We start from the raw sequence: 18,366 nt of genomic DNA, 5'->3' as shown, positions 1-18,366 counted from the left end.
TCACGCGCGGCTCATCGACGGGGCGCAGCATGGGCTGAACGACGCGAAGCCCATCACGCTGTCGCTTCCTCCGATGGGTTTCGCTACGCTCAACCCATCTACGATCTACAGCACTTCTCTCCACCCTCCCCTGGAGGGTAAGGATCAATATCCCCTTGCCCGCGCGAGCTGGTCGGCATGGAAATTGGCATCGCCAAACAGTTCTTCGCAGACCCGCGCCCGCTTCATAAAAAAGCCGATGTCGAACTGGTCGGTCATGCCCATGCCGCCATGCATCTGCACGCCTTCCTGCACGGCGCGCGTCGCGGTTGAGCCTGCGCGCGCCTTCGCCACCGCAACCGCCGCGGCTGCATTGGCAAGATCGCCGTCGAGCGCCTGCAACGCCTTCAGCACGGCGGCGCGCGTGATCTCGATGTCGATATAGAGCTGGGCGGCGCGGTGCTGCAGCGCCTGGAATTCGCCGATCGCGCGGCCGAACTGCTTGCGCTCCTTCAGGTACGACACCGTGCGGCCGAACACCTCCTCGCTCAGGCCCACCATTTCGGAGGCGACCGCGCCGCGGCCGATGTTGAGAACGCCCTCGAGCAGCGCATGACCCTGATCGACCTCGCCGAGCACGGCGTCGGCATTGACCTCGACATTGTCGAAGTCGATGCGGGCCGCGTTGTGCGAGTCGACCATGATGGTGCGCTCGGTCGAGAGGCCCCTGGCCTTGGGATCGACCAGAAACAGCGTCAAGCCATCGCGCTCGCCGGCACTGCCCGCGCTGCGCGCCGCGACGATCAGGAGATCGGCGACATGGCCGTCGACCACCAGCGCCTTGGCGCCACTCAGCCTGAAGCCGTTGCCGGAACGCACCGCCTGCATCGCGGTCTGCAGCGGGCGATGTTTTGCCCCTTCATCGACCGCGAGCGCGGCGAGCAGCTGGCCGGCCGAGATCTTCGGCAGATGCTCTGATTTCTGCGCCGTGCTGCCGCCGCGCGACAGCGCGGACGCCGCCAGCACCGCGGTCGACAGGAACGGCGAGGGCGTCAGATTGCGGCCGATCTCTTCCATGACAACGCCGGCCTCGACGCAGCCGAGACCCGAGCCGCCGAACTCTTCCGGCACCAAGAGGCCGGCAAAGCCCATCTCGGCAAACTCCTTCCAGAGCTCGCGCGAGAAGCCGGTAGCGTCCTTGGCGTCACGCAGGTGGCGCAGATGCGAGACCGGCGCCTTGTCGGAGATGAGCCCGCGCGCGCTGTCGCGCAGCATGGATTGTTCTTCTGTGAGGACGAGGGACATGGGTGGGTTTCCGGTATCGGTAGCGGGAATTTCTGATTGGTCATTCCGGGACGCGTCGCAGACGCGGACCCGGAATCTCGAGGTTCCGGGTTCGCCGCTTCGCGCCGCCCCGGAACGACGGAAGCTACGCCCCCGGCAGATCGAGGATGCGCTTGGCGACGATGCCGAGCATCACCTCTGACGTGCCGCCCTCGATCGAATTGGCCTTGGTGCGCAACCAGGCGCGCGGCCGCGCGCCGCCCTTGGAGCGCTCGCTCTCCCATTCCAGCGCATCGATGCCGCCCGCCGACATCAGGATCTCGTAGCGGCGCTTGTTGAGCTCGGTGCCGTAATATTTCATCGCCGAGGAGAACGCGGGATGCCCCTGGCCCGCCTTCGAAAGATCGATCATGCGCTCGGCCGCAGCCGCCAGCGCCGCCTCGTCGATCTCGAAGCTCGCGATCTGGCCGCGCAGGATCGGGTCTTCCAGCCGGCCCTGCTCGTCGGCGCCGACGCTGTCGGCGGCAATCTGGCCGAGCGGGCGCGAGACGCCGCGCTCGCCGAGCCCCGAGATCATCGCGCGCTCATGCTGCAGCAGGTATTTCGCGACATCCCAGCCGCGATTGATCTGGCCGACGACGTGCGACTTCGGCACCCGCACGTTGTCGAAGAAGGTCTCGCAGAACGGCGAGCGGCCGGAGATCAAAAGGATCGGCTTTGTCGAGACGCCCTTTGATGCCATGTCGAACAGGATGAAGCTGATGCCGTCATGCTTCTTCGCAGCGGGATCGGTACGCACCAGGCAGAAGATCCAGTCGGCATAGTTCGCATAGGACGTCCAGATCTTCTGGCCGTTGATGATGAAGTCGTCGCCGTCGCTTACCGCGCGGGTCTGCAGCGAGGCGAGGTCGGAGCCGGCATTCGGCTCGGAATAGCCCTGGCACCAGCGGATCAGCCCGGCCGCGATCTTTGGCAGGTGCTCCTTCTTCTGCGCCTCGCTGCCGTATTTCAGAAGCGCGGGGCCCAGCATCCAGATGCCGAAGCTCGACAGCGGCGAGCGCGCACCGATTGCCGCCATCTCCTCGCGCAACACCTTGGTTTCGGCGGCGTCGAGCCCGCCGCCGCCATATTGCTTCGGCCAGTCCGGCACGGTCCAACCCTTGTCGCGCATGCGCTCGAACCAGACGCGCTGCGGCTCGGATGAGAATTTGGTGTTGCGACCGCCCCAGAAAGTGTCCTCGTCCGAGGTCATGGGCTTGCGCATTTCAGGCGGGCAATTGGCCTCGAGCCAGGCGCGCGTTTCCAGGCGGAATTTTTCGAGATCGGCCATGGGTGTGTTTCCTGGGTGTGTTTCCCGGCGGTGTTTCCAGTGTCAAGATCGTTGTGCCGACCTTAAGCCGCGCCTCGTGGAATTCAACAGTTCTCTTGCACGGAGCCCTGCCGCCGCGCCGGTAGCCAGGGCGAGGCGATCCTGTATAGTTTCGCCGCCCGAACGATTGAAAAGAAAGAGGAAACGGCCATGCGCCTGAAGCTGCTTTCGCCTGGCGAAATGAGCGCCGATCAAAAACAGATCTATGACGAGGCGGTGGCGGGAAAACGCGGCTCGGCGCCGCCGCCGATGATGGCCTGGCTCAACAGCCCCGGCATGGCCAAGCACGCGACGCGGCTCGGCGAATTCGTGCGCTACGACACCATCTTTCCGGCGAAGCTTTCGGAGATCGCGATCCTGGTGACGGCGCGGCACTGGGCCTCGCATTACGAATGGTACGCGCACAAGCGGCTCGCGCTGAAGGGCGGGCTCGATCCCAAGGTGATCGACGACATCCGCGACCGCCGCACGCCCGCCTTCGACGACCCCAAGGCGAAGATGATCTACGACCTCGCCAAATCGCTGCATGAGGGCCATGGCGTCGCCAAGGGCCTCTACGACGAGGCGGTGAAGGTGCTCGGCGAGCGCGGCGTGGTCGAGGTGATCGGGCTGTGCGGCTACTACACCATGGTGTCGATGACGCTGAACACCTTCGAGTTTCCGCTGCCCGATGGGGAAGTGTCGGAGCTGGCGTAAGGCAGGGCGCAACGGTCAGGATCACCGCTGGCCGTTCCCCCTCTCCCCGTTCTTACGGGGAGAGGGTTGGGGTGAGGGGCCCTTCGACGTATTTGAGCTCGCGGAGAATCCCCCTCACCCGGATCGCATCTAACGATGCGATCCGACCTCTCCCCGCACGCGGGGCGAGGTGAAGGCCAGCGGCCATTTTCAGAAACCCTGGATTTCCGGATCGGCCCGTATCGTATTGCCAGTGCAGCACATAGATTGCGGTGATCCGACGACGGAGACCCGCATGCCGCAAAACCCGCCCATCATCTCAGGCACCCGCATCGGGCACGTGCATCTCAAGGTCGCCGACCTCGACCGCGCGCTTTCCTTCTATTGCGGCGTGCTCGGCTTCGAGCTGATGCAGAAGATGGGTTCCAGCGCGGCGTTCATCTCGGCCGGCGGCTATCATCATCACATCGGGCTCAACACCTGGGAGAGCAAGGGCGGCCATCCGCCGCCGCCGGGAACGACCGGGCTCTACCACACCGCGATCGTCTACCCGACGCGGGCGGCGCTCGCCGATGCGCTGCACCGCGTGCTGAGCGCCGGCATTCCGCTCGATGGCGCCAGCGACCACGGCGTGAGCGAAGCACTCTACCTGCGCGATTCCGACGAGAACGGCGTCGAGCTCTATTGGGACCGGCCCAGGGAGCAATGGCCGCGCAGCGCCGACGGGGCGCTTGCGATGTTCACGAAGCGGCTTGATCTGGAAGACCTGCTCAGGCAGCGAGACGTGTAGCTTTCATCATCATTGCGAATGTGAGCGGAGCGGGGTCGTCGCTTACGCTCCACGCAATAGCCCCAACAGGCTGACGAGCCAGCCCGCCGCGTACAGGCCGAAACCGAATATCGCGTGCGTGACGAGGCTGTGCAGCCGCGCGAGCGCCGGACGCGGCGTGCGGCTCGCCGCGAAACCTGCCCCCATGGCCGGCTGCATGATCAAGAACGGCGCGGCGACGCTGCCGACGCCTGTGATCAGCGCGGGCGCGATTGTGGGCTGGCGCGCCCAGTCGAGGCCCCAGGCCGCCAGCAGCACGCCGGCGAACGCGATGCCGATCAGATAGTGCGCGGTCCAGCCGAACAGGCGCTCGCCCCTGACCTGCGGCGACGCCGCGATGGGATCATGGCGAAACCGCCCGCACGCAAGATGAAGCAGCCAGCGCCCGACCAACGCATAGTCCAGCGCTGGAACGCCGAACAGCTTGCGACGCACGACGGTCCAGAAATCCATCACGAGCGTCGCGCCGGCGCCGATCAGGCAGGCCTGCAGGAGATAGTCCGCCACGTCAAGCATGCCGTGCTCCCGCCAGCGCGGATGCGGCGTGCGCGCCCACCATCCAGCAGGCGGCGGTGTATCGAACCTCGTCGCCGTGCACATATGCGTCAAAGGCCGGCCGCACCGAGTCGATCGCGCGCGAACGGGTTCGCGCGTCGGCCGTCTCGAGAACCACGCCGACGGGACCAAGCCTCGTGAGATAACGATCGAGCTCCGCCGCCGGAAAGGTACAGACCACATCGACCGCGACGATGTCGATCCCGGCCCAGCCGCCCGCCTGCAAGATCGCGCCGATCCGCTGCGGGTCCGCGAAGGCGAACTGTCCCGGGCCATCCGGCCGTCGCGCGGGAAGATCGGGCAGCAGCGGCGCCGCGGCGCGCTCGGCCGTGGTCATGAACGGGTTTTCAGCCGCGCTGCGCCAGGCGACAAAGCGAAGCTCGGCGCCTGACGTCGCAGCGCACCGCAGGTTCGCGAACGCTCGCACCGGGTCCTTGAAGAACATGACGCCGAGCCGCGACACGATCCTGTCGAAGCTTGCGGGCGCAAAGCCGTGCGCCTGCGCATCGGCGCAGATGAAGCTTGCCGCCACCCCTTCCCGTTCGGCGCGGGCTTTTGCGGCGACGATCATTGGATGGGAAATGTCGATGCCGGTACAGCGCCCGCTGGCGCCGATCAGCCGCCCGACGGCAAGCGTCAGGCTTCCGGTGCCGCAGCCGACGTCGAGCGCGCGGCTCGTGGATTGCAGCGACGCCGCCTCGACCAGCCGGTCCTGCAACGGCCCGAACATATGGTCGAGCAGGTCCTGCGTCTCGACCCAGGCGCGGCCGGCCGGGCCATTCCAAAGGGCCGCCTGCTCATCATCACTCTCGCGCGTGAGCTCCATCGTCTTCTCCTCTCGCTTGCCTTCATGCATCGGATGCCGCATCCTGCCAGTTCAAGTGAACTTGAGGTCAAGAGCCATGAAGGACCTTGATATCGTCGAGGTGGCGCAGCGCGCCGGCGTGCCGGCCTCGACGCTGCGGTTCTATGAGGAAAAGGGGCTGATCGCCTCGATCGGTCGGCGCGGCATGCGCCGCCTGTTCGATGCCAGCGTGCTGGAGCGGCTGGCGCTGATCGCGCTCGGCCGCGCCGCGGGCTTCACGCTCGATGAGATCGCACGCATGTTCGCCCCCGACGGCCGGCCGCGGATCGACCGCAGGATGCTCACGGCCAAGGCCGACGAGCTGGAGCGGACCATCCGCAAGCTCAACGCGATGCGCGACGGGCTGCGCCACGCTGCGGTCTGTCCCGCGCCGAGCCACATGGAATGCCCGACCTTCCGCCGCCTGCTGCGGGCCGCGGCTTCAGGCGTGATCGGTGAAAGGAAGAAGACGACGCGGGCGCGGCGCGCGCCTAGCTAACGCGTCCGCGAATCATGATCAGCACCGCCGCGGTCAGCTCGAGCGCGATGCAGCCATAGAACGGCAGCGCATAGCCGCCGGAGAGATCGCGCAGCAGCCCGACCACGCCCGGGCCGAACGCGTAGGTGACCTGGTTGATCGCGGTGAGCAGGCTGACCAGCACGCCGAACGCGCGCTTGTCGAATTCGCGCTGCACGATCAGCGACGGCAGCGTGATCAGATTGCCGACGGAAAAGCCGAACAGCGCGCAAGCCGCGATCAACGCGACGTCGCTGCGCAGGTTGATGATGACGAGAAGCGCGCAGGCCTGGCTTGCGAACGACAGCGCGGAGGCAAGGCGCTGGTTGAGGCGATCGATCACGAAGGAGAACGAGACGCGGCCGACCACCGCCATCGCGGTCAGAAGCGCGATCGCGGTCGCCGCCTTCTCGCGCCCGATCACCGGATCGAGGAACGCGATCAAATGGACGATGAAGCCGACCTGCGCGAACAGCACCAGCGCGAACGCCGTCGTCACCGACAGGAATCCGATGTCGCGCAACGCGTGAGCACGGATCTGCCTTGCCGACGGCGCATCGGCCGCGCGCGCGGCGACGACCGGATGCAGCGCCGGCGGCGCGCCGACACAGAGCAGGATCACCGGCACCATGACGGCGAGAATCGCGATCGCGGCCGCCGTCATGGCGCCGGAAAAGCCGAATTGGGCAATCGCGAGCACCAGAAGCGGCACGCCGATGATGCCGCCGAAGCTCGCGCCATTCAGCGCCAGGCTGATCGCCATGCCGCGCTTGTGGTCGAACCACAGGCCGAGCGTGTTGGTGATGATGCCGAGGCTGGTGCCGGCCCAGCCGAACGCCAGCACGGCATCCGCGGCATAGAGCTGCCACGGCGCGCTGGCATGACCGATCGCGAGCGCGGCCAGCGCCAGCGCCACGCACCCCATCAGCAGGCAGTTGCGCGGACCGAGTTTGCGGATCGCCTCGCTGACGAAGACGACCAGCGCCGCGCCAAACAGATAGAAGAAGGTGGTGCCCGACGAGATCAGCGACGCCGGCCAGCCGCGCAGCCGCTGCAGCTCGGCGACATAGACGCTCTGGCCGTAGAAACCGAGCCCCCAGCCGAAGGTCGCGAGCAGGAAGCAGACTGCAACGATGCGCCAGCCCGGATAGCGGAGCGAGCTTTCATTGAGAGTTGCGGGGCTCAAGGCGTCCATGACCGCGAGGCTAGCAGCATCGCCGCCAAAACGCTTCGACCGCCGCCGAACTGTCGGCAGACGGCGTCAAGCGTTCACCTTGGTCGGGTCGTAGAAGAAGCGCTCGCGGAAAATGCGGTCGCCGCGCCATTCCTGGAACGCGACCTCGTCGAAGCGGCGCGTCTTGCCTTCCTTGTCGGTGAGCTCGAAATTCCAGTGGATGGCGACGCGGTCGCCGTCGAGCACGGAAGCGACCGCCTTGGAATAGACGGTGGGCGTGCGCTCGAGCACGGCGCGTTCGCGGGCGACCAGATTGTCGCGGCCAAGGCGCGGCTCCGCCGTGTTCTCCTGCATGCTGGCGTCCTCGGTGTAGAAGCGCTCGATCGCGCCGGCATGGTCGCCGGATTCGACGACGGCGATGAACTCATCGAGACGGGCGCGCGTGGGCATGGGAGGCTCCTTGCGACTGTTTCAGCCAGAAGTGTCAGATGCTGGGATCGGGCATTTCGTCGATCGCGGCTAGTGGTCCAATTCCAACATTCGCAGGCCGGCGGGGTGCGAACGTCAAATCCGCTCCACCAGCCGCGCTCGCCTTTTGGCGAACGACGAAAAGGACAGCACGGCAAGCCCGAGCAGGACCGGCGGAAACACCACAAGGTTGACGGCGTTCCAGCCGTAATTCGCCAGCAGCTGCCCGGAAGAGAACGAGCCGATCGCCATCATCCCGAACACCAGGAAATCGTTGAACGCCTGCACCTTGTTGCGCTCGCTCGGCCGATGCGTCTCCAGCACCAGGGCGGAGGCGCCGACGAAGCCGAAATTCCATCCCAGGCCCAGCACGACCAGCGTCGCCCAGAAATGCGGCGCGGTGACGCCCGACAGCCCGATCATCGCGGCCACCGCTTCGAGGATCAGCCCGAGCGCCACCACCGCCGGCGCGCCGAAGCGGGCGATCAGGGCGCCGGTGAAGAAGCTCGGCCCGTACATCGCCACGATGTGCCACTGGATGCCGAAATTGGAATCGGCGACCGTGAGCCCGCACATCTTCATGGCGAGCGGCGCCGAGGTCATCACCAGGTTCATCATGGGATAGGCGATGATGCCGCACAGCGCGGCGGCGATGAAGGGCGGCTGGCGCGCGATCTCGGCAAGCGGCCGGCCGCCATGCAGATCGGCCGGTGCGGGCGTCGGCGCATCGACGCCGGCGAGAATCGCCATCGCCACCAGCGCGACCACGGCCTGCGCCACGAAGCTGAAGGCGAACAAATAAGGCGGCCAGAAATCCATGGTCCACTGCACGAGCTGCGGCCCGAACACGCCGGCGAACACGCCGCCCGCCATCACCCAGGACAGCGCTTTGGGACGGAACGCGGCGCTGGCGCCGTCGGCCGCCGCGAAGCGGTAGGATTGCGACACCGCGCCGTAGAGGCCGCCGAGGAAGGTCGCGCCGCAGAACAGCCAGAACATCCCGTGCAGGATGGCGAAGCAGCCGAGCAGGCCGGTCAGCACGCCGCAAGCCGTGCCGATGATGAAGGCGACGCGCCGGCCATAGCGCCGCGCAATCGCACCGGTCGGCAGCGTGCCGACCGCGAGCCCCAGCACGAACATCGAGAGCGGCACGGTCGCAAGCGAGATGTCGGGCGCGATCGTTGCGCCGATGATCGAGCCGGTGGCGAAGATGACGGCGGAATTCGCCCCCGCCAGCGCCTGCGCCATCGCGAGCCGAACGACATTGGCGCGTGCCCGCGCATCGTCCGCTATCTCCCCGCCTGCAGTCACGTCGATCATCGCTTCGCCCGGCCGATCATTCCGGCACTATGGCGGGGCGAGGCTATGCGATCAACCGACGCAGGCGCGCGCGGGTCATGCGCTGACGTCATCCGCGCGCTGGCGACGAAAGGCGAGAATCAGGTTATTGGCGGGCATCTCGACAATCTCGCGCAGGACGAGCCCTGCGCCCGCCGCGAGCCGCTCGAGGTCGCCGACGTCGCGCACGCCCCATTCGGCATCCTGCGCGCGCAGGCTGGTGTCGAACACCGCATTGCTGAGCGCGGTGTGCTTGCCGTCCCGCTTGAACGGCCCGTAAAGCAGGAGCCAGCCGTCGGCGCGCAAGCCGCTGCCCGCGCCGGCGAACAGGCCCTCCGCCACGCGCCAGGGCGCGATATGGATGACGTTGGCGCAGAAGATCGCCGCCAGATCCCGCGGCCCGCCAGCCTCGCGCATCGCACTCGGCCACGCGGGATCGGAGAGATCGATCGACAAGGGCGGGCGAACATTGTCAAGGCCCGCATGCGCCCGCCAGGCGGCGATGCTTTTCAGGTGATTGTCGTTGAAGTCGCTCGGCCACCAGACGATGTCGGGTGACTGACGGGCGAAGAAGATGACATGCTGCCCGGTGCCGCTGCCGGCCTCCAGCACGTCGCCACTCTGGCCGGCAAGGAAGCGTTCGAGCACGGCCCAGATCGGCACGTGGTTGCGATGAAAGGCGGCCGCATCCAGCCGGCCATCCGGCAGAGGCGGCGTGTCCTTGCCGAATTCGACGACATAGTCAGCCATGATACGCCTCACTTCAGGTCGCTGCAGTAGATCTCCTTGAGCACCTGCAACAGCCGCAGCGCGCGGGCATCGGTGACACGGTAGTGCAGCGTCTGCGACGTCCGCCGGAACGCCACCAGGCCGTCGCTTCGCAGCCTGCCGAGATGCTGCGACAGCGCGGACTGGCTCAACTTCACGACGCCGACGATTTCGCCCACCGTCATCTCGCCGCGCGCGGCGAGAAAGCAGAGGATCAGAAGCCGCTTCTCGTTGCCGAGCAATTTCAGAAGCTGCGCGGCTTCGCCAGCCTGCCTGGTCAGTTTCTTCAGATCGGCCGCGGCATCGGCACCGAAGCCGGCCGGCATTTTTCTCGCTGTGACTGCGGCTGCTCGCATCAATCCAATTCCCGATCGTCAAATCCGGTCGCCAAGTCCGGTCGCCAAGTCCGATCACCAGTTCCGATCACCAGTTCCGATCGCCGTCCCGGTCGCACCGTCACGGCGCGGAGCACATCTAGCACATCTGCCGCTGCGCTCGGGTGCGACCACACTGGTTTAGCATTGACTAAATTAGTAAATGCCGATAGCTGAGAAAAAAGAACAAATGATGCGGCAAGGTCGCCGCAAGGGGAAGGAAACATGCGGCCTGAGCGCCAGGACAGCATGGATTTACTGCCGGAGTCTGGCGGCCCGCCCGCCCGGCTTGCCCGCCGCGCATTTCTGGGCATCAGTGCTGCGCTGACCGGCAGCCTCGCCTTCGGCGCAAAGGCGGGCACGCCCGAGCCGGCCTCCCCGCCGGCCGACGCGCCATGGTCGCAATCGCTCGGCGCCGGCGTGGTCGACCGGCCCTATGGCAGGCCGGCGGACGCCGAGGCCGGCGTGATCAGGCGCAACGTGCCCTGGCTCACTGCCGGCACCGAATCCTCCGTCAGCTTCTCGCCGCTGCAGGAGCTGCAGGGCATCATCACGCCGAACGGTCTGTTCTTCGAGCGCCACCATGCGGGGCGGCCGGACATCGATCCGGCGCAGCACCGGCTGATGATCCACGGCCTGGTCGAGCGGCCGCTGATCCTTTCGATGAAGGACATCATGCGCTTTCCGCAGGTGTCGCGCATCCACTTCATCGAGTGCCCGGCCAATGGCGGCATGGAATGGCGCGCCGCGCAGATCAATTCGCTGCAGTTCAATCACGGCATGATCGGTTGCGCGGAGTGGACCGGCGTCAAGCTCTCGACGCTGCTCGAAGAGGTCGGCGTCAAGAAGGACGCGAAGTGGGTGATGGTCGAGGGCGCCGACGGCGCGCACATGAACCGCAGCCTGCCGCTCGACAAGTGCCTCGACGATTGCCTCGTGGTCTACGCCCAGAACGGCGAGGCGCTGCGCCCCGAGCAGGGCTATCCGCTGCGGCTCGTGGTCCCCGGCTGGGAAGGCAACGTCAACATCAAATGGCTGAGGCGGATCAAGCTCGGCGAGAAGCCGTGGTATTCCCGCGAGGAGACCTCCAAATATACCGACCTGATGCCGGACGGCACCTCGCGCGGCTTCACCTGGCTGATCGACGCCAAATCCGTCATTATCTTCCCCTGCCCCGAAAAGCCGCTTCAAAGCCCGGGCCTCTATGAAATCCGCGGGCTGGCATGGACCGGCACCGGCAAGGTCAAGCGGGTCGACGTCTCCACCGACGGCGGCATCAACTGGCAGAGCGCGCGGCTGCACGAGCCGGTGCTGTCGAAGGCGCTGACCAAATTCACCATGCCTTGGCACTGGGACGGCCGGCCGGCGCTGCTCGAGTCACGCGTCATCGACGAGACCGGCTATGTGCAGCCGACGATTGCGCAACTGCGAAAGCTGCGCGGCACCAACTCGGTCTACCACAACAATTCGATCCAGACCTGGCAGGTCAAGTCAGACGGAAGCGTGTTCGATGTCCAGCTTGCGTGACGCTGTGCGCCTGCTTTGCGCGGCGGTCGGCATCGCCGCCGCTCCCTTCGCGCATGCGGCAGAGCCCGGCCATTACGGCTATGGCGAGAGGGCGACGCCCGAGCAGATCGCGGGCTGGAACATCGACGTCCGCGGCGACGATGGCGAGGGGCTGCCGCCCGGCAAGGGCACGGTGCAGCGCGGTTCGGAGGTCTATGCCGAGCAATGCGCGCTCTGTCATGGAACTTTCGGCGAAGGCGAAGGCCGGTTTCCAAAACTCGCCGGCGGGGTCGGGACGCTCAGGGACGACCGCCCGGAGCCTACGGTCGGCAGCTACTGGCCGTTCGCGCCGACGCTGTGGGACTACATTAACCGCGCCATGCCGATGCCGACGCCGCACTCATTGTCATCGGATGACGTTTATGCTTTGACCGCTTATATACTGAACCTGAACGACGCCGTTTCCGATGATTTCATCGCCGACCGGGACAGTTTGCCGAAGGTCAAAATGCGCAATCGCGACAGCTTCATCTGGACCGATCCAAGGCCGGATACCGCCGCCAAGCCCTGCATGAACGGCTGCGCCGATCCGGCCGACGTCAAGGTCAGCTCGACGGCGGAGGGCCGTAACCTGACACCGCGCACGACCGGACCGCTCGACACCATGCAAGCGAAGTAATCAGTAAACGGCCATCGATTTGCAGGAAACGCCTTTGACCAAACCACTTTTGGCGAAGCCCGGCCTGATCCCGGCACTGACGCTGGTGATCGGCATCGCGGCAGCCGGCTCCGCGCAGGCGCAATCGGCCGCCGCCGAGGGACAGAAGATCGCGTTCGACCGCGGCAAGGGCAATTGCCTGACCTGCCACGTCATCAAGGGCGGCGATCTGCCGGGCACGATCGGACCACCGCTCGCCGACATCAAGAGCAAATACCCCGATCGCAACGATCTCGTCGCCATCGTCACCGACGAGACCAAGCGCAACCCGCTGACCGTGATGCCGCCATTCGGCCGCAACCGCATCCTCACCGAGCAGGAGATCAACGCCGTCGTTGATTTCCTGCAGACGCTGTAACGCGCCAGGAGATGTTTCGATGAAGAGAGACAACGGCTTTCCGGCGACGCGCCGCCTGATCCTGCAGGGCGCGGGCCTCGTGGCGCTGGCGGGCCTCGGCATCAGCATCGCCGCACCGGCGGTGCTTGCTGCCGCCAACGATCCCTATCCGGAGGCAGCCTTCAAGCAGAAGGGCGACGCCGACGCGATCAAGGCGCTCTATGGCCGGACCGCGGAAGCCTCCGACAAGGTCAAGCTCGATGCGCCCGAGATCGCCGAGAACGGCGGCGTGGTGCCGATTTCCGTCACCACCACGCTCGACGGCGTGACCTCGATCGCGTTCCTGGCCAGCGAAAATCCCAACGCGCTGGCGGCGCATTACCGAATACCGGAAGGCACGCTGCCGGCGGTCGCCAACCGGCTGAAGATGGCCAAGACCTGCAACGTGATCGCGATCGTGGAAGCCGGCGGCAAGCTCTACAGCGCTACCAAGGAAGTCAAGGTCACAGTCGGCGGCTGCGGCGGATAGGCGTGCGTGTGATCGAAAGGCGGAGCCGGGTTTTCCGCAACGATCATGCGCCAGACATAGAGTTGGAGAAAAACGATGCCATCGACCATTCGCGTGCGCGCCATTGCCAATGGCGACATTACCGAGGTGCAGACCCTGATCCAGCACCCGATGGATTCCGGCTTCGTCAAGGACGCCAAGGGCGACCTCATTCCGCCGCATTTCATCCAGCAACTGACCTTCGAGCATGACAGCAAGCAGGTTTTCGTCGCCGACTGGGGCGCGGCGGTCTCCAAGGATCCCTACGTGAAGTTCGCTTTCAAGGGCGCCAAGAAGGGTGACGACCTCAAGATCAGCTGGGTCGACAACAAGGGCGAGCGCGACTCCACGACGGCCAAGATCCAATAGAAGATCCGGGCAATGCGCATGCGGCTCGCAATCCTCTTCGCTTCAGCGGCTTTGGTGCTCGCAGCGCCGACCTCTTCGCGCGCCACTGACGCGGTCGATCCGGCGCGCGACGCGAAAGTGTTCCAGAAGTACTTCACCGACAAGTTTCCCAAGGTGACCTCGCAGGAGTTCGTCAACGGACCCTACTCCATGGATGCCGACCTGCACCGGCAGTGGGAGGAGAAGGAGCAGTTCCCGCCCTACGAATTTTCGCTGGAGGCCGGCAAGGAGATGTTTTCGACGCCGTTCAAGAACGGCAAGACCTATGGCGACTGCTTTCCGGACAAGGGCATCGGCATCCGCCAGAACTATCCCTATTTCGACGAGAAGGAAGGCCAGGTCGTCACGCTCGAGCTCGCGCTCAACCGCTGCCGCGAGGCCAATGGCGAAGCGCCCTTCTCCTACGTGAAGGACGAGATGGCCTCGCTCACCGCCTATATGGCCTTCACCTCGCGCGGCAAGCCGATGAACATCACGATCCCGAACGATCCGCGCGCGCTCGCCGCCTACCAGAAGGGCAAGGAATATTTCTACACGCGCCGCGGCCAGCTCAACTTCTCCTGCGCGAACTGCCATGTGCAGAGCCCGGGCGAGCGCATCCGCGCCGAGGTGCTGGCCCCCGCACTCGGCATCCTCAACGCCATGCCGATCTACCGCTCCGAATGGAGCGGCATGGGCACGACCAGCCGCCGCTTCCTGACCTGCAACAGCCAGACCCGCGCCGTGCCGCTCAACGCGCAGGACGAGGAATATCGCGACCTCGAATATTATCTCTCCTACATGAGCAACGGCCTGCCGATTTCCGGCCCGGGAGCGCGGCCATGAGCCTGATCGAGAACCGCAAGCGGCGTTCCGGCAAGGCCATGCTCGCGACAGGTTTGCCGGCTTTGCTGCTGGCCGCGGGGCTGCTGACCATCGGCGCGACGGCCGTGTTGGCCGCCACTGAGGCTGAGTTCAAGGCGGCGCTCGCCGCTGCCGAAGCGGCCGAGAAGGAAGCGGGAACCTTGCGCAACCGATGGACCACCACCGAAGCGGCGCTGGCGGCGGCGAAGAAGGCGGGCGCTTCCGGCGATTTCGATCAGGCCATCGCGCAGGCGAAGGAGGCCGAGGCGCAGGCGAAGGCGTCGATCTTCCAGGCGACCAGCGAGAAAGCGCGCTGGAAGGACATGGAGATCCGCTGAAAGGCGGCGCGGAGAGATCCCCATGCAAATCCGCCGGCGCGATTTTCTGAAAACGGCCGGCACCGCCGCGCTCGCAGCCGGCCTGCCGCGGCTTGGCCGCGCGGCCGAGGGCGGCGTCTACGACGTCGAGCGCTTCGGCAATGCGCGCATCCTGCATCTCACCGACACCCACGCGCAGCTGCTGCCGATCTATTTCCGCGAACCCGGCGTCAATATCGGTATCGGCGAGATGGAAGGAAGGCCGCCGCACCTGGTTGGCCGTGCCTTCCTCAACCGGTACGGCATAAGGGCCGACAGCGCGGACGCCTATGCCTTCACCTGCATCGAATTCGAGAAGTCGGCGCAGCGCTTCGGCAAGCTCGGCGGCTACGCCTATCTGAAGACGCTGATCGACCGGCTGCGCGGCGATGTCGGACCCAACCGTTCGCTGCTGCTCGATGGCGGCGATAGCTGGCAGGGCTCGGGACTCGCCAACACCATGCGCGGCGCCGACATGGTGGAGGCGACGAACCTGCTCGGCGTCGATGCGATGACCGGCCACTGGGAATTCACCTATGGCGAGGCCACGCTGCGCGACAACCTCGCGCGCTTCAAGGGCGAGTTCCTGGCGCAGAACGTGTTCCTGACCGAAGAGGCGGCGTTCAACGACGCCAAGGCGTTCGATCCCGCCTCGGGCCGCGTGTTCAAGCCGGCCACGATCAAGGAGGTCGGCGGCTACCGCGTCGCCGTGATCGGGCAGGCCTTTCCCTATGTGCCGATCGCCCATCCGAAGCGCTTCACGCCGGACTGGAAATTCGGCATCCGCGAGGAGGAGCTGCAGAAGCTCGTCGACAGCCTGCGCGGCAACGACAAGGCCGACGCGGTGCTGCTGTTGTCGCACAACGGCATGGACGTCGACCTCAAGCTCGCCAGCCGCGTCACGGGCATCGACATCATCCTCGGCGGCCACACCCACGACGCCGTGCCGCAGCCGGTCACGGTGAAGAACGCCGGCGGCAACACGCTGGTCACCAATGCCGGCTCGAATGGAAAATTCCTCGGCGTCCTCGACCTCGAGCTCGCCAAGGGCAAGGTCGTCGACCTGCGCTACCGGCTATTGCCGGTGTTCTCCGAGCTGCTGAAGCCGGATCAGGGGATGACCGCGCTGATCGACAAGCTGCGCAGCTCGCTTACCGTATCGTGGAGCGACAAGCTTGCCACCGCCGATCACCTGCTCTACCGCCGCGGCAATTTCTCCGGTCCCGTGGACCAGATGATCTGCGACGCGCTGCTCGCCGAGCTCGACGGCGAGATCGCGCTGTCGCCGGGCTTCCGCTGGGGCACCACGATGCTCGCCGGCCAGGCGCTGACCATGGAGGACGTGCTGGCCGAAACTGCGATCACCTATGGCGAAACCTATTCGCAAGCGATGACCGGCGCCCAGATCAAGGACGTGATGGAAGACGTCTGCGACAATCTGTTCAATCCCGATCCCTATTATCAGCAGGGCGGCGACATGGTCCGGGTCGGCGGGCTCACTTACGCCTGCGCGCCCAATGAAGCGATCGGCCGCCGGATTTCGGAGCTGAAACTGGCAAACGGCCGCCCACTCGAGGCAAACAAGCGCTACAAGGTCACCGGCTGGGCCTCGGTCAACGAGCAGAACGGCACGCCGGTCTGGGATGTGGTGGCCAAGCACCTCCGCGCCGGCCGGCCGCCGAACCGCGCCGCGCCCGGCGTGACGCTGAAGGGCGTCGACGGCAATCCGGGAATTGCCGGCCAGGGATAGGGTCAAGGAGAGGGCCAAGGCCAGCTGGCGTAACGATCAGTATCGACCGCCAGCCGATACTTGCATCGACCGAAAACTTGTATAATCGGCAAACCCGGAAGGAATGTTGCAATGCACCGCGCTATCGTCAGTCTCGCTGCCGCAATCCTGCTGTCGCATGCTTTTGCGACGCGTGCGCCTGCGGCCGAAGGCAAGGCCCATCACGTCGCCTTCCACGTCGACCAGAACGATCCCGACGTGATGAACCAGGTGCTGAACAACGCCACCAACGTGATCGAATATTACCGCGGCAAGAACGAGGACGTCGACATCGACATCGTCACCTATGGCCCCGGGCTCACCATGCTGCGGGCCGACGCCTCGCCGGTGCAGGACCGCGTGAGGCGGCTGAAGGACATGGTGTTCCCCGGCAAGATCCAGTTCTCCGCCTGCAACGTCACCAAGACCGCGATGGAAAAGCGCGAAGGGCACGCGGTCGCCATCCTGCCCGAAGCCACCGTGGTGCCTTCGGGCGTCGTCCACCTGATGGAATTGCAGGAGCAGAGCTGGAGCTATGTCCGGCCCTGAGATGATAAAGTCGCTACTCAAAACCCGGCGAGGCCTGCCATGATCTTTCGCCAGCTGTTCGACAGCGTGTCCGGAACCTATAGCTATCTGCTCGCCAGCCGCGCCGGCGGCGAGGCGCTGATCATCGATCCGGTGCTGGAAAAGGCCGACCGCTATTGCCAGCTGCTGCGCGAGCTCGACCTCAAGCTGGTGAAGGCGATCGACACGCATCTGCATGCCGACCACATCACCGGGCTCGGCGAGCTGCGCGACCGCACCCATTGCATCACCATCATGGGCGACCAGAGCAAGGCCGACGTGGTGTCGATGCGGGTTTCCGACGGCGACCGCGTGACGATCGAGGGCATGGCGCTCGACGTCATGTACACGCCGGGACATACCGACGATTCCTACAGCTACCTGATGGGCGATCGCGTCTTCACCGGCGACACGCTCTTGATCCGCGGCACCGGGCGCACCGATTTCCAGAACGGCAGCTCGCGTGCGCAGTATGAATCGATCTTCAACCGCCTGCTGAAGCTGCCCGAGGAGACGCTGGTGTTCCCGGCGCACGACTACAAGGGCGACACCGTTTCCACCATCGGGGAAGAGAAGCGCTACAATCCGCGGCTGCAGGTGCACTCGGTCGACGAATATATCGAGCTGATGGCGAACCTGAAGCTGTCCAACCCGAAGATGATGGACGTCGCGGTGCCCGCCAACATGCATGTCGGCCTGCACCAGGAGGAGCTGGACAAGCAGGGCCTGTCGCTGAACGCACGCCAGGCGATCGAGAGCCTGGGCCGGCCCGATATCCTGCTGGTCGATCTGCGCGAGAGCAGCGAGCGCTCAAAATACGGCACGCTGGAAGGCGCGTTGCACGCGCCCTACCCGACGATCGAGGAAGGCCTGAAGCCCGGCGGCATGCTGCGCGAGATGGCCAACGCAACCGGACGCCGCATCGTGTTCTTCTGCGCCTTCGGCGAACGCTCGGCGATGGCGGTGGCCGCGGCCAAGGACGCGGGGCTTGCCAACGCCGCGCATATTGCCGGCGGCATCGACGCCTGGAAGAAGGCCGGCGGCCCGGTACTGCAAGGATGAAGGCGCTGACCGCGCCATGGCGTAACGTGGCTTTTGCGCGTGCGGACGTCGCGGGGTTGAGTTAGCGCAATCGTTTTTCA

General features: G+C 65.7%; 22 protein-coding genes. 13 read left to right on the top strand and 9 right to left on the bottom strand.

What is annotated here, in order from left to right:
* Window positions 1-144 precede the first annotated feature (144 nt).
* Both QOU61_RS03570 and QOU61_RS03565 read right to left on the bottom strand, forming a co-directional pair.
* Window positions 145-1,284 carry an acyl-CoA dehydrogenase family protein gene (locus QOU61_RS03570; protein WP_289656762.1) on the bottom strand — a complete coding sequence of 380 codons (1,140 nt, stop codon included), beginning with the start codon at window positions 1,282-1,284 and terminating at the stop codon, window positions 145-147.
* Window positions 1,285-1,408: 124 nt separating this feature from the next.
* On the bottom strand, window positions 1,409-2,593 hold the full coding sequence (locus QOU61_RS03565) for an acyl-CoA dehydrogenase family protein (RefSeq protein ID WP_289656761.1): 1,185 nt from the start codon (window positions 2,591-2,593) through the stop codon (window positions 1,409-1,411).
* A gap of 189 nt (window positions 2,594-2,782) precedes the next feature.
* Here QOU61_RS03565 and QOU61_RS03560 point away from each other — a divergent pair, with 189 nt between their 5' ends.
* Both QOU61_RS03560 and QOU61_RS03555 read left to right on the top strand, forming a co-directional pair.
* Window positions 2,783-3,328, top strand: a complete 546-nt coding sequence (locus QOU61_RS03560; RefSeq protein ID WP_289656760.1) for a carboxymuconolactone decarboxylase family protein — start codon at window positions 2,783-2,785, stop codon at window positions 3,326-3,328.
* Between the two features lie 274 nt (window positions 3,329-3,602).
* Window positions 3,603-4,097, top strand: coding sequence for a VOC family protein (locus tag QOU61_RS03555; protein ID WP_289656759.1), 495 nt, complete (start codon window positions 3,603-3,605; stop codon window positions 4,095-4,097).
* A gap of 42 nt (window positions 4,098-4,139) precedes the next feature.
* Here QOU61_RS03555 and QOU61_RS03550 read toward each other — a convergent pair whose 3' ends face one another.
* Both QOU61_RS03550 and QOU61_RS03545 read right to left on the bottom strand, forming a co-directional pair.
* On the bottom strand, window positions 4,140-4,652 hold the full coding sequence (locus QOU61_RS03550) for a DUF2938 domain-containing protein (RefSeq protein WP_289656758.1): 513 nt from the start codon (window positions 4,650-4,652) through the stop codon (window positions 4,140-4,142).
* Entirely contained in the window at window positions 4,645-5,517 is an 873-nt protein-coding gene (locus QOU61_RS03545; RefSeq protein ID WP_289656757.1) for a class I SAM-dependent methyltransferase, read from the bottom strand. The genes QOU61_RS03550 and QOU61_RS03545 overlap by 8 nt, the downstream gene beginning before the upstream one ends.
* Before the next feature lie 76 nt (window positions 5,518-5,593).
* Between QOU61_RS03545 and QOU61_RS03540 the strand changes: the two genes are divergently transcribed.
* Entirely contained in the window at window positions 5,594-6,034 is a 441-nt protein-coding gene (locus QOU61_RS03540) for a helix-turn-helix domain-containing protein (RefSeq protein ID WP_289656756.1), read from the top strand.
* On the opposite strand, the gene QOU61_RS03535 is transcribed toward QOU61_RS03540, so the two are convergent.
* The 5 genes from QOU61_RS03535 to QOU61_RS03515 form a co-directional block, all read right to left on the bottom strand.
* Complete coding sequence (locus QOU61_RS03535; RefSeq protein WP_289656755.1) at window positions 6,027-7,247, bottom strand: MFS transporter; 1,221 nt, start codon at window positions 7,245-7,247, stop codon at window positions 6,027-6,029. The two genes, QOU61_RS03540 and QOU61_RS03535, sit on opposite strands and share 8 nt — an antisense overlap.
* Before the next feature lie 66 nt (window positions 7,248-7,313).
* On the bottom strand, window positions 7,314-7,676 hold the full coding sequence (locus tag QOU61_RS03530; protein ID WP_289656754.1) for a nuclear transport factor 2 family protein: 363 nt from the start codon (window positions 7,674-7,676) through the stop codon (window positions 7,314-7,316).
* 114 nt (window positions 7,677-7,790) lie between these two features.
* Window positions 7,791-9,014 carry an MFS transporter gene (locus QOU61_RS03525; protein ID WP_289656753.1) on the bottom strand — a complete coding sequence of 408 codons (1,224 nt, stop codon included), beginning with the start codon at window positions 9,012-9,014 and terminating at the stop codon, window positions 7,791-7,793.
* Between the two features lie 75 nt (window positions 9,015-9,089).
* Window positions 9,090-9,782, bottom strand: coding sequence for a DUF938 domain-containing protein (locus QOU61_RS03520; protein WP_289656752.1), 693 nt, complete (start codon window positions 9,780-9,782; stop codon window positions 9,090-9,092).
* Between the two features lie 8 nt (window positions 9,783-9,790).
* Window positions 9,791-10,126 carry an ArsR/SmtB family transcription factor gene (locus QOU61_RS03515; protein ID WP_289662231.1) on the bottom strand — a complete coding sequence of 112 codons (336 nt, stop codon included), beginning with the start codon at window positions 10,124-10,126 and terminating at the stop codon, window positions 9,791-9,793.
* Window positions 10,127-10,423: 297 nt separating this feature from the next.
* Here QOU61_RS03515 and soxC point away from each other — a divergent pair, with 297 nt between their 5' ends.
* The 10 genes from soxC to QOU61_RS03465 all read left to right on the top strand — a co-directional run bounded on the left by soxC (window position 10,424) and on the right by QOU61_RS03465 (window position 18,286).
* Window positions 10,424-11,701 (top strand): sulfite dehydrogenase, encoded by a 1,278-nt coding sequence (gene soxC / locus QOU61_RS03510; protein ID WP_502877006.1) that lies wholly within the window; start codon window positions 10,424-10,426, stop codon window positions 11,699-11,701.
* Window positions 11,685-12,359: a c-type cytochrome gene (locus tag QOU61_RS03505; RefSeq protein ID WP_289656750.1), complete on the top strand. Its 675-nt coding sequence runs from the start codon at window positions 11,685-11,687 to the stop codon at window positions 12,357-12,359. The genes soxC and QOU61_RS03505 overlap by 17 nt, the downstream gene beginning before the upstream one ends.
* 64 nt (window positions 12,360-12,423) lie before the next feature.
* Window positions 12,424-12,756: a sulfur oxidation c-type cytochrome SoxX gene (gene soxX, locus QOU61_RS03500; RefSeq protein ID WP_289662228.1), complete on the top strand. Its 333-nt coding sequence runs from the start codon at window positions 12,424-12,426 to the stop codon at window positions 12,754-12,756.
* 19 nt (window positions 12,757-12,775) lie between these two features.
* Window positions 12,776-13,264: a thiosulfate oxidation carrier protein SoxY gene (gene soxY / locus QOU61_RS03495; RefSeq protein WP_289656749.1), complete on the top strand. Its 489-nt coding sequence runs from the start codon at window positions 12,776-12,778 to the stop codon at window positions 13,262-13,264.
* 75 nt (window positions 13,265-13,339) lie between these two features.
* Window positions 13,340-13,651 (top strand): thiosulfate oxidation carrier complex protein SoxZ, encoded by a 312-nt coding sequence (gene soxZ / locus QOU61_RS03490; protein ID WP_289656748.1) that lies wholly within the window; start codon window positions 13,340-13,342, stop codon window positions 13,649-13,651.
* 12 nt (window positions 13,652-13,663) lie between these two features.
* Complete coding sequence (gene soxA / locus QOU61_RS03485; RefSeq protein ID WP_289656747.1) at window positions 13,664-14,515, top strand: sulfur oxidation c-type cytochrome SoxA; 852 nt, start codon at window positions 13,664-13,666, stop codon at window positions 14,513-14,515.
* 38 nt (window positions 14,516-14,553) lie between these two features.
* A complete protein-coding gene (locus tag QOU61_RS03480) occupies window positions 14,554-14,871 on the top strand; it encodes a hypothetical protein (protein WP_289662225.1) in 318 nt (105 codons plus the stop codon).
* 22 nt (window positions 14,872-14,893) lie between these two features.
* Window positions 14,894-16,639: a thiosulfohydrolase SoxB gene (gene soxB / locus QOU61_RS03475; protein ID WP_289656746.1), complete on the top strand. Its 1,746-nt coding sequence runs from the start codon at window positions 14,894-14,896 to the stop codon at window positions 16,637-16,639.
* A gap of 111 nt (window positions 16,640-16,750) precedes the next feature.
* A complete protein-coding gene (locus QOU61_RS03470; protein ID WP_289656745.1) occupies window positions 16,751-17,206 on the top strand; it encodes a DsrE family protein in 456 nt (151 codons plus the stop codon).
* Window positions 17,207-17,245: 39 nt separating this feature from the next.
* Window positions 17,246-18,286, top strand: a complete 1,041-nt coding sequence (locus QOU61_RS03465; protein ID WP_289656744.1) for an MBL fold metallo-hydrolase — start codon at window positions 17,246-17,248, stop codon at window positions 18,284-18,286.
* Window positions 18,287-18,366: the final 80 nt, after the last annotated feature.

Source organism: Bradyrhizobium sp. NP1, from assembly GCF_030378205.1.
Classification (GTDB): Bacteria; Pseudomonadota; Alphaproteobacteria; order Rhizobiales; family Xanthobacteraceae; genus Bradyrhizobium.
This window is presented reverse-complemented; position numbering and strand designations above follow the sequence as displayed.

Excerpts from the sequence above, each read along its gene's own strand:
- QOU61_RS03570 (WP_289656762.1), bottom strand. The coding sequence starts at position 1,284 with ATGTCCCTCGTCCTCACAGAAGAACAATCCATGCTGCGCGACAGCGCG.
- QOU61_RS03565 (WP_289656761.1), bottom strand. The coding sequence starts at position 2,593 with ATGGCCGATCTCGAAAAATTCCGCCTGGAAACGCGCGCCTGGCTCGAG.
- QOU61_RS03560 (WP_289656760.1), top strand. The coding sequence starts at position 2,783 with ATGCGCCTGAAGCTGCTTTCGCCTGGCGAAATGAGCGCCGATCAAAAA.
- QOU61_RS03555 (WP_289656759.1), top strand. The coding sequence starts at position 3,603 with ATGCCGCAAAACCCGCCCATCATCTCAGGCACCCGCATCGGGCACGTG.
- QOU61_RS03550 (WP_289656758.1), bottom strand. The coding sequence starts at position 4,652 with ATGCTTGACGTGGCGGACTATCTCCTGCAGGCCTGCCTGATCGGCGCC.
- QOU61_RS03545 (WP_289656757.1), bottom strand. The coding sequence starts at position 5,517 with ATGGAGCTCACGCGCGAGAGTGATGATGAGCAGGCGGCCCTTTGGAAT.
- QOU61_RS03540 (WP_289656756.1), top strand. The coding sequence starts at position 5,594 with ATGAAGGACCTTGATATCGTCGAGGTGGCGCAGCGCGCCGGCGTGCCG.
- QOU61_RS03535 (WP_289656755.1), bottom strand. The coding sequence starts at position 7,247 with ATGGACGCCTTGAGCCCCGCAACTCTCAATGAAAGCTCGCTCCGCTAT.
- QOU61_RS03530 (WP_289656754.1), bottom strand. The coding sequence starts at position 7,676 with ATGCCCACGCGCGCCCGTCTCGATGAGTTCATCGCCGTCGTCGAATCC.
- QOU61_RS03525 (WP_289656753.1), bottom strand. The coding sequence starts at position 9,014 with ATGATCGACGTGACTGCAGGCGGGGAGATAGCGGACGATGCGCGGGCA.
- QOU61_RS03520 (WP_289656752.1), bottom strand. The coding sequence starts at position 9,782 with ATGGCTGACTATGTCGTCGAATTCGGCAAGGACACGCCGCCTCTGCCG.
- QOU61_RS03515 (WP_289662231.1), bottom strand. The coding sequence starts at position 10,126 with ATGCCGGCCGGCTTCGGTGCCGATGCCGCGGCCGATCTGAAGAAACTG.
- soxC (WP_502877006.1), top strand. The coding sequence starts at position 10,424 with ATGGATTTACTGCCGGAGTCTGGCGGCCCGCCCGCCCGGCTTGCCCGC.
- QOU61_RS03505 (WP_289656750.1), top strand. The coding sequence starts at position 11,685 with ATGTCCAGCTTGCGTGACGCTGTGCGCCTGCTTTGCGCGGCGGTCGGC.
- soxY (WP_289656749.1), top strand. The coding sequence starts at position 12,776 with ATGAAGAGAGACAACGGCTTTCCGGCGACGCGCCGCCTGATCCTGCAG.
- soxZ (WP_289656748.1), top strand. The coding sequence starts at position 13,340 with ATGCCATCGACCATTCGCGTGCGCGCCATTGCCAATGGCGACATTACC.
- soxA (WP_289656747.1), top strand. The coding sequence starts at position 13,664 with ATGCGCATGCGGCTCGCAATCCTCTTCGCTTCAGCGGCTTTGGTGCTC.
- QOU61_RS03480 (WP_289662225.1), top strand. The coding sequence starts at position 14,554 with ATGCTCGCGACAGGTTTGCCGGCTTTGCTGCTGGCCGCGGGGCTGCTG.
- soxB (WP_289656746.1), top strand. The coding sequence starts at position 14,894 with ATGCAAATCCGCCGGCGCGATTTTCTGAAAACGGCCGGCACCGCCGCG.
- QOU61_RS03470 (WP_289656745.1), top strand. The coding sequence starts at position 16,751 with ATGCACCGCGCTATCGTCAGTCTCGCTGCCGCAATCCTGCTGTCGCAT.
- QOU61_RS03465 (WP_289656744.1), top strand. The coding sequence starts at position 17,246 with ATGATCTTTCGCCAGCTGTTCGACAGCGTGTCCGGAACCTATAGCTAT.